Below are 7,100 nucleotides of genomic sequence, written 5' to 3' on the forward strand. Positions count from 1 at the left end.
GGTTGCCTGGAAGGCCGGTCCACCCCGTGGACCGGCCTTTTGCCTTTGCAGATCAGCGGGATCCCCTTCTCGTTGCAGGAAGCCCGCCGCGTCGTCTGATGCGGCGGGCTTCCGTCCGTTCGCGGGGCGGGCGGCTGTGTCAGCGCCGCCACTGCCAGGCGTGGTCCACCGGTCCGATGCCCCCGCCGAGCGCGAAGCCGGCCGCGATGGCCCCGGTCACGTACTCCTTGGCCGTCATGACGGCCTGCGGGACGTCCTGGCCCTTGGCGAGCCCGGCCGCGATCGCGGCGGCGAGGGTGCAGCCGGTGCCGTGCGTGTGCCGGTTGTCTTGGCGGGGGGCCCGCAGCCACAGCTGGCGCTCGCCGTCGGTCAGCAGGTCGGCCGCCTCACCGCCGTGGTCGGCCAGGTGCCCGCCCTTGATCAGCGCCCACTCGGGCCCGAGTGCGAGGACGGCGTCGGCGGCCCGCCGCATGTCGTCCTCGACCTCCACGACCACTCCGGTGAGCTGTGCCACCTCGTCCAGGTTGGGCGTCGCCACGGTGGCCCGCGGCAGCAGCTCCCGGCGTACGGCGTCCAGCGCCGAGGGGGCGAGCAGCGCGTCCCCGTGCTTGGAGACCCCCACGGGGTCCACGACGGCGGGGGCGCCGGTGCCTGCCAGCAGCCCGGCCACCGTCTCCACCAGGGCGGCGGAGGAGAGCATGCCGGTCTTGACCGCCCCGACGCCGATGTCGTCGACGACGGCCCGGTACTGGGCCGTGACGGCCTCGGCGGGCAGCTCCCAGACCCCGCGCACCCCCAGGGAGTTCTGCGCGGTCACGGCGGTCACCACGCTCATCCCGTGCACGCCGAGTGCCAGCATGGTCTTGAGGTCGGCCTGGATCCCGGCGCCGCCGCCGGAGTCCGATCCGGCGACGGTCAGGCACAGCGGTGGCGCGTCGCTCATCGGGGGGCCTCCTCGTCGGAGGGGTCGGAGCCGAAGTGGTCCCAGCCGCCGGTGCTGGTCCAGGGCGCCCCGTCCACGGTCACCTGGGGCAGCGCGGACCGGTTCAGCACCTCCCCGATGACCTTCCACCGGGCGGGCAGCTTCACGTCGGGCGGGAAGGTCGCCACGATGGCGTGGTCCTCTCCCCCGGTCAGCACCCACTGCAAGGGGTCGACGCCGACCGCCTGCCCGATGTCGTGCATCTGCGTCGGGATGTCGACGGCGGCCGAGCGCAGGTCGATCCGCACCTTGCTGGCTTCCGCGATGTGCCCGAGGTCGGCGATCAGGCCGTCGCTGACGTCGGTCATGGCGGTGGCGCCGAGGCCGGCGGCGGCGGGGCCCGCGTGGTACGGGGGCTCGGGGCGCCGGTGCGCCTCGACGAAGGCCCGCGGCGAGCGGAAGCCGCGCTTGAGGACCGCGTAGCCGGCCGCGGACCACCCGAGCCAGCCGGTGACGGCGACGACGTCGCCGGGCTGGGCCCCGGAGCGCAGCACGGGCTCGTGGTTGCGCAGGTCACCGAGGGCGGTGATGGAGACGGTGATGGTGTCGCCGCGGACGACGTCCCCGCCGACCACGGCCGCTCCGGCGACCTGGCACTCGTCGCGCAGGCCGTCCATCAGCTCGGTGGGCCAGGTGACCGGCAGTTCGGCCGGGACGACCAGGCCGAGCAGGAGTGCGGTCGGCACCGCGCCCATGGCGGCGATGTCGGCGAGGTTCTGCGCGGCGGCCTTGCGTCCGACGTCGTAGGCCGTGGACCAGTCGCGCCGGAAGTGCCGGCCCTCCAGCAGGACGTCCGTGCTCGCCACGACCCTGCGGTCGGGGGCGGACACCACTGCCGCGTCGTCGCCCGGCCCGAGCCGGACCGCCGGGGTGGTGGTGAGCCGTGAGGTGAGCTCCCGAATGAGCCCGAACTCCCCCAGTTCGCCCACAGTGCCCTTCATCGCTGTGCCCCTTCTTGCCCAGTCCGCTTGCGGTCGCGCCCCGTCACAGCTCTGGGTACCGTCAACTGATACGTCAACTTCTGCTCTGCGTGCGCCCCGCTGTGCGTGGCGCCGATCACCCGGGTCTCCCCGCGGTGCGCGGCGACGCGGTACCGTGGCGTCCCTTCTTCCCCGGGCCCGCCCGCTGTCCACGGGCCCATCTTGAGGTTAGGGGAATCGATCCTCGTGGCCGCTCTGGAGGTTCCGTGGTACAGGCGTACATCCTCATCCAGACCGAGGTGGGCAAGGCGTCGTTCGTCGCCGAGTCCATCAGCCAGATCCCGGGGGTGATCCAGGCGGAGGACGTGACGGGCCCGTACGACGTGATCGTGCGCGCCCAGGCGGACACCGTGGACGATCTCGGCCGGATGGTGGTCGCCCGCGTCCAGCAGGTGGAGGGCATCACCCGCACCCTGACCTGCCCGGTGGTCCATCTGTAGCCCCCGTCTACTCTTGGCCGGTGATGTCGATCCACCACCGGCCGCTCCGTGTCCGTGTCCCCGCCCCGTCCGCCCTGGTCGCGGCAGCCGCCCTCGCGGGATGCTCCCCGGTCGGCGGCGCGGCCCGGGTGGACCCACCGCCCACACCGCCCGCCGACGTCGCGGAGTACTGCGCGGCGCTGCACAGGGAACTCCCGGAGAAGGTGGCCGGTCTGGAACGGACTCCCACCGAGCCGGAGTCCGGTCTGACCGCCGCGTGGGGCGGCTCGGCGATCGTACTGCGGTGCGGTATCCCCAAGCCCGCCAAGATGGCCGATCCCCGGCAGGAAGGCGTCCACGTGAACGACGTCGCCTGGCTTCTGGAGAAGCTCGACGACGGCTCCTTCCGGTTCACCACCGGGATGCGGCTGGCGTACACGGAGGTCCGGGTCGACAAGGAGCACGCCTCGGACGCGGGGATGCTGGTCGGGCTGTCCACCGCGATCGCCAGGACCGTTCCGGAGGGGATCTCCTCGTACTGACACACCGACCGCCCGCCGGGATTTCCCCGGCGGGCGGTTTCGCGTGTGCGGACGGGCGCGGCGCGGGCCGCGGCTAGCGCAGCCCGGTGGAGCGGCGCAGGGCCGCCTGGATCAGGCGGTCCACCAGCTCCGGGTAGGAGATGCCCGTCTCCTGCCACATCCGCGGGTACATGGAGATCGGCGTGAAGCCGGGCATGGTGTTGATCTCGTTGATGACGAAGGTGCCGTCCTCGGTGAGGAAGAAGTCGGCGCGCACCAGGCCCTCGCAGGACGCGGCCTCGAAGGCCTCGATCGCGAGCCGCTGCACCTCGGCGGTCTGCTCCGGGGTGAGCGGTGCGGGCACGATGCCCGCGGCGGAGTCGATGTACTTGGCCTCGAAGTCGTAGAAGTCGTGGCTGGAGACCGGCGGGATCTCGGCGGGCGCGCTCGCGCGCGGCCCGTCCTCGAACTCCAGCACGCCGCACTCGATCTCGCGGCCGCGCAGCAGCGCCTCCACGATGATCTTCGGGTCGTGGCGGCGGGCCTCGTGGATCGCGGCGTCCAGCCCGGAGACGTCGTCGACCTTGGTGATGCCGATGGAGGACCCGGCCCGGGCGGGCTTGATGAACAGCGGCCAGCCGTGTTCGCCGGCGAAGTCCAGGATCCGGTCCTTGACGGCGTCCTGGTCGGCCTCCCACTCGCGGGGGCGGACGGTCAGGTACGGGCCGACGGCCAGGCCGAAGGAGGTGAAGACGCGCTTCATGTACTCCTTGTCCTGGCCGACGGCCGAGGCCAGGACGCCCGAGCCGACGTACGGGACGCCGGAGAGCTCCAGCAGGCCCTGCAGGGTGCCGTCCTCGCCGTACGGGCCGTGCAGCATCGGGAAGACGACGTCGACCTCGCCCAGGGCCTTGGGGACGGCGCCCGGCTCGGTGTAGACGACCTCGCGGCTGGCCGGGTCGACCGAGAGCACGACGCCGCCCTCGGCGGACTCGGCGAGCTCCTCGACGCTCGGGAGCTTGCGGTCGGCGATGGCCATCCGTTCGGGCTCGTCGGCGGTCAGCGCCCACCGCCCGTCCGTGGTGATGCCGATGGGCAGCACCTCGTACTTGGAGCGGTCGATGGCGCGCAGCACGGCGCCCGCCGTGACGACCGAGATGGCGTGTTCCGAGCTGCGGCCGCCGAAGACGACGGCCACGCGGGGCTTGCGACCCTGCTGCTCAGGGGTCTGGGGGAGGTTCTCGCTGCTCATATCGCCACGAGGGTACCCGCTCATACGTCCGGAAAGGAGTCAGCGCCGTTCCGGTTTGGCGCTGCGTGCCATGAGGTCCTTCAGTGCGACCAGCGGCGGCTTGCCGTGGTGGACGATCTCGACGACCGTGTCGGTGATCGGCATGTCGACCCCGTGGCGGCGCGCCAGATCGGCCACCGACTGGCAGGACTTGACGCCCTCGGCGGTCTGCTTGGTGACCGCGATGGTCTCCTCCAGGGTCATCCCGCGGCCGAGGTTCGTGCCGAAGGTGTGGTTCCGGGAGAGCGGCGAGGAGCAGGTGGCGACCAGGTCGCCGAGGCCCGCGAGGCCGGAGAAGGTCAGCGGATCGGCGCCCATGGCCATGCCCAGCCGGGTGGCCTCGGCGAGGCCGCGGGTGATGAGGGAGCCCTTGGTGTTGTCGCCGAGGCCCATGCCGTCCGCGATGCCGACGGCGAGGCCGATGACGTTCTTCACGGCGCCGCCGAGCTCGCAGCCGACGACGTCGGTGCTGGTGTAGGGACGGAAGTAGGCGGTGTGGCAGGCCGCCTGGAGGCGCTGCGCGACGGCCCCGTCGGAGCAGGCGACGACCGCGGCGGCGGGCTGCCGGGCGACGATCTCGCGGGCGAGGTTGGGACCGGTGACGACGGCGACCCGCTCGGCGGGCACCTTGGCGACCTCCTCGATGACCTCGCTCATCCGCTTGGCCGTGCCCAGTTCGATGCCCTTCATCAGCGAGACGAGGACGGTGTCGGGCTCCAGCAGCGGGGCCCATTCGGCGAGGTTGCCGCGCAGGGTCTGGGAGGGGATGGACAGGACGGTGAAGTCGGCGCCGCGGGCGGCCTCGGCCGGGTCGGTGGTGGCGCGCAGGTTCGCCGGGAGCTCCACGCCGGGGAAGTAGTCCGGGTTGGTGCGGCCGGTGTTGATGGCGTCGGCGATCTCCGGGCGTCGGGCCCACAGGGTGACCTCGCAGCCGGCGTCGGCGAGCACCATGCCGAAGGCGGTGCCCCAAGAGCCCGCGGAGAAGACGGCTGCCTTGACGGGACGCGTCACTTGGTGCCCTCCCCCGCGGCCTTGCGCCGCTGTTCCGCCCTGGCCTTGCGGTGGTCGTACGGCTGCTCGGGGGCCTTCTCGCCGCGCAGCTCCTCCAGGAGGGCGGTGATGGCGTCCATGATGGCCTCGGTGGCCTCCTTGAGGACCTCCGGGGTGGGTTCCCGGTCGTAGTAGGCGGAGAGGTCCACGGGCGGCCCGGCGAGCACCTGGAGGGTCTTGCGGGGGAAAAGCCGGACCTTGTTCTCCTCGGCGTACGGCGGCATGACCAGGTTGGCGCCCCACTGGGCCACCGGGATGACCGGCACCTTGGTCATCAGCGCGACGCGGGCCGCACCGGTCTTGCCGGCCATCGGCCACACCTCGGGGTCGCGGGTGAGGGTGCCCTCCGGGTAGAAGGCCACGCACTCGCCGCGCTCGATGGCGTCCACGGCGGCCCGGAACGCGTCCAGGGCGTTGGTGGTCTCGCGGTAGACGGGGATCTGGCCGGAGCCGTGCAGGATGGCGCCGACGAACGGCACCTTGAACAGGGCCGCCTTCGCCAGGAAGCGGGGCACGCGGCCGGTGTTGTACTGGAAGTGCGCGTAGGAGAGCGGGTCCAGGTACGAGTTGTGGTTGACGGCGGTGATGAATCCGCCGTCGGCCGGAATGTGCTCCATTCCCTGCCAGTCCCGCTTGAAGAGCACCACCAGCGGCGGTTTTGCGATGACCGCCGCCAGGCGGTACCAGAAGCCGATTCTGCGGCGGGACACTCGGACACCTTCCTCTGGGCTCGGGGACCGGTGCACGGCTTGGGCACCTCGTCGGCCGCAAGTGTGGCCTCGGGGCCGGTCCCTGTCGAGAACACCGTACGCCCCGCTCAGCCCGCCGCAGCCCCCGGTCGGCCGGCGGCGGCGACAATGGACGGACGCATGACCGGCTCATGACCCGGCCATGGCACGCGGGGGGTGCCGCCGGGCACCGGAGGGAAGGGGTCCGCCACGAACGCCGTCTGGAACCTGGTGATCCCGCTGAAGCCCTTGGCCGTGGCCAAGAGCCGGCTCGCGGCCGCCGTGGGGGCGTCGCGGCCGGGGCTGGCGCTGGCGTTCGCGCAGGACACCGTGGCGGGGGCGCTGGCCTGCCCGGCGGTGTCGGATGTGGTGGTCGTCACGGACGACCGGGCGGCGGGGGCGGAACTGGCCCGGCTGGGAGCGCGGATCGTGCCGGACGCGCCGGGCGCGGGGCTCAACGCGGCCCTGGCCCACGGGGCGCGGGAGATACGCGCGGCCCGGCCGCGGGTGGCGCTCGCCGCGATGAACGCAGACCTTCCCGCACTGCGTCCACCGGAATTGCTACGCGTGCTCGAAGCGGCATCCGCATTTCCCCGGGCATTTCTCGCGGATGCCGCGGGAATCGGCACGACCCTGCTTTCCGCCGGCCCCGAGTCGGAATTGGCACCCTCGTTCGGGGGGCCGTCACGGGCCCGGCATTCCGCATCGGGGGCCGCGGAAATCGCCCTGGCGGGGGTGGACAGCGTGCGCCGGGACGTGGATACGGGGGCTGATCTGCGCAGGGCGCTGTCCCTGGGCGTCGGGCCCCATACGGCCCGATACAGTGCCGGTATGCAGGCGACCGCGTACACGTACGACCCCCAGACCCGCAGCGGCAGTGTGTTGCTGGACGACGGCACGCCGGTGCCGTTCGACGCCCCGGCGTTCGACGCGGGCGGGCTGCGGTTGCTGCGCCCCGGGCAGCGGGTCCGGATCGAGACCTCCGGGGTGGGCCCGAGCCTGCGGATCACCCTGGTCACCTTGCAGACGTTCTGACGAAGGAACCGCCTGACCTGCGATGACGCACCGCGGGCCGGCTTCCCCTCGGGGGAAACCCGCCCCGCGTGGGAGTAGTGCGCCCGACAAAATT

7 protein-coding genes and 1 pseudogene are annotated in these 7,100 nt (G+C 72.6%); 3 read left to right on the top strand and 5 right to left on the bottom strand.

Annotated features, from left to right (window positions below):
- Nucleotides 1-139 precede the first annotated feature (139 nt).
- Nucleotides 140-943 (bottom strand): bifunctional hydroxymethylpyrimidine kinase/phosphomethylpyrimidine kinase, encoded by an 804-nt coding sequence (thiD, locus tag ACFV7Q_RS16390; RefSeq protein WP_385428887.1) that lies wholly within the window; start codon nt 941-943, stop codon nt 140-142.
- Nucleotides 940-1,923, bottom strand: a complete 984-nt coding sequence (locus tag ACFV7Q_RS16395; protein WP_385428889.1) for a thiamine-phosphate kinase — start codon at nt 1,921-1,923, stop codon at nt 940-942. Before ACFV7Q_RS16395 ends, thiD begins: the two co-directional genes overlap by 4 nt.
- A gap of 245 nt (nt 1,924-2,168) precedes the next feature.
- On the opposite strand from ACFV7Q_RS16395, the gene ACFV7Q_RS16400 reads away from it, so the two are divergent.
- A complete protein-coding gene (locus ACFV7Q_RS16400) occupies nt 2,169-2,402 on the top strand; it encodes an Lrp/AsnC family transcriptional regulator (RefSeq protein ID WP_179172577.1) in 234 nt (77 codons plus the stop codon).
- A 23-nt stretch (nt 2,403-2,425) separates the two neighbouring features.
- A complete protein-coding gene (locus ACFV7Q_RS16405; RefSeq protein ID WP_385428896.1) occupies nt 2,426-2,923 on the top strand; it encodes a DUF3515 domain-containing protein in 498 nt (165 codons plus the stop codon).
- A gap of 73 nt (nt 2,924-2,996) precedes the next feature.
- Here ACFV7Q_RS16405 and ACFV7Q_RS16410 read toward each other — a convergent pair whose 3' ends face one another.
- Genes ACFV7Q_RS16410 through ACFV7Q_RS16420 form a run of 3 tightly spaced genes read right to left on the bottom strand, consistent with a single transcriptional unit; the run spans nt 2,997 to nt 5,953 of the window.
- Entirely contained in the window at nt 2,997-4,154 is a 1,158-nt protein-coding gene (locus ACFV7Q_RS16410; RefSeq protein WP_385428891.1) for a D-alanine--D-alanine ligase family protein, read from the bottom strand.
- A gap of 39 nt (nt 4,155-4,193) precedes the next feature.
- Nucleotides 4,194-5,204: an NAD(P)H-dependent glycerol-3-phosphate dehydrogenase gene (locus ACFV7Q_RS16415; RefSeq protein ID WP_385428892.1), complete on the bottom strand. Its 1,011-nt coding sequence runs from the start codon at nt 5,202-5,204 to the stop codon at nt 4,194-4,196.
- Nucleotides 5,201-5,953 carry a lysophospholipid acyltransferase family protein gene (locus ACFV7Q_RS16420; protein ID WP_385428893.1) on the bottom strand — a complete coding sequence of 251 codons (753 nt, stop codon included), beginning with the start codon at nt 5,951-5,953 and terminating at the stop codon, nt 5,201-5,203. The genes ACFV7Q_RS16415 and ACFV7Q_RS16420 overlap by 4 nt, the downstream gene beginning before the upstream one ends.
- Before the next feature lie 195 nt (nt 5,954-6,148).
- On the opposite strand from ACFV7Q_RS16420, the pseudogene cofC reads away from it, so the two are divergent.
- A pseudogene (cofC, locus tag ACFV7Q_RS16425) lies at nt 6,149-6,805 on the top strand (2-phospho-L-lactate guanylyltransferase); the annotation flags it as partial.
- Nucleotides 6,806-7,100: the final 295 nt, after the last annotated feature.

Source organism: Streptomyces sp. NPDC059851 (assembly GCF_042732005.1).
Classification (GTDB): domain Bacteria; phylum Actinomycetota; class Actinomycetes; order Streptomycetales; family Streptomycetaceae; genus Streptomyces.

What these genes read in the sequence shown, in the direction of transcription:
- thiD (WP_385428887.1), bottom strand. Translation starts at nt 943, where the DNA reads ATGAGCGACGCGCCACCGCTGTGCCTGACCGTCGCCGGATCGGACTCC.
- ACFV7Q_RS16395 (WP_385428889.1), bottom strand. Translation starts at nt 1,923, where the DNA reads ATGAAGGGCACTGTGGGCGAACTGGGGGAGTTCGGGCTCATTCGGGAG.
- ACFV7Q_RS16405 (WP_385428896.1), top strand. Translation starts at nt 2,426, where the DNA reads ATGTCGATCCACCACCGGCCGCTCCGTGTCCGTGTCCCCGCCCCGTCC.
- ACFV7Q_RS16410 (WP_385428891.1), bottom strand. Translation starts at nt 4,154, where the DNA reads ATGAGCAGCGAGAACCTCCCCCAGACCCCTGAGCAGCAGGGTCGCAAG.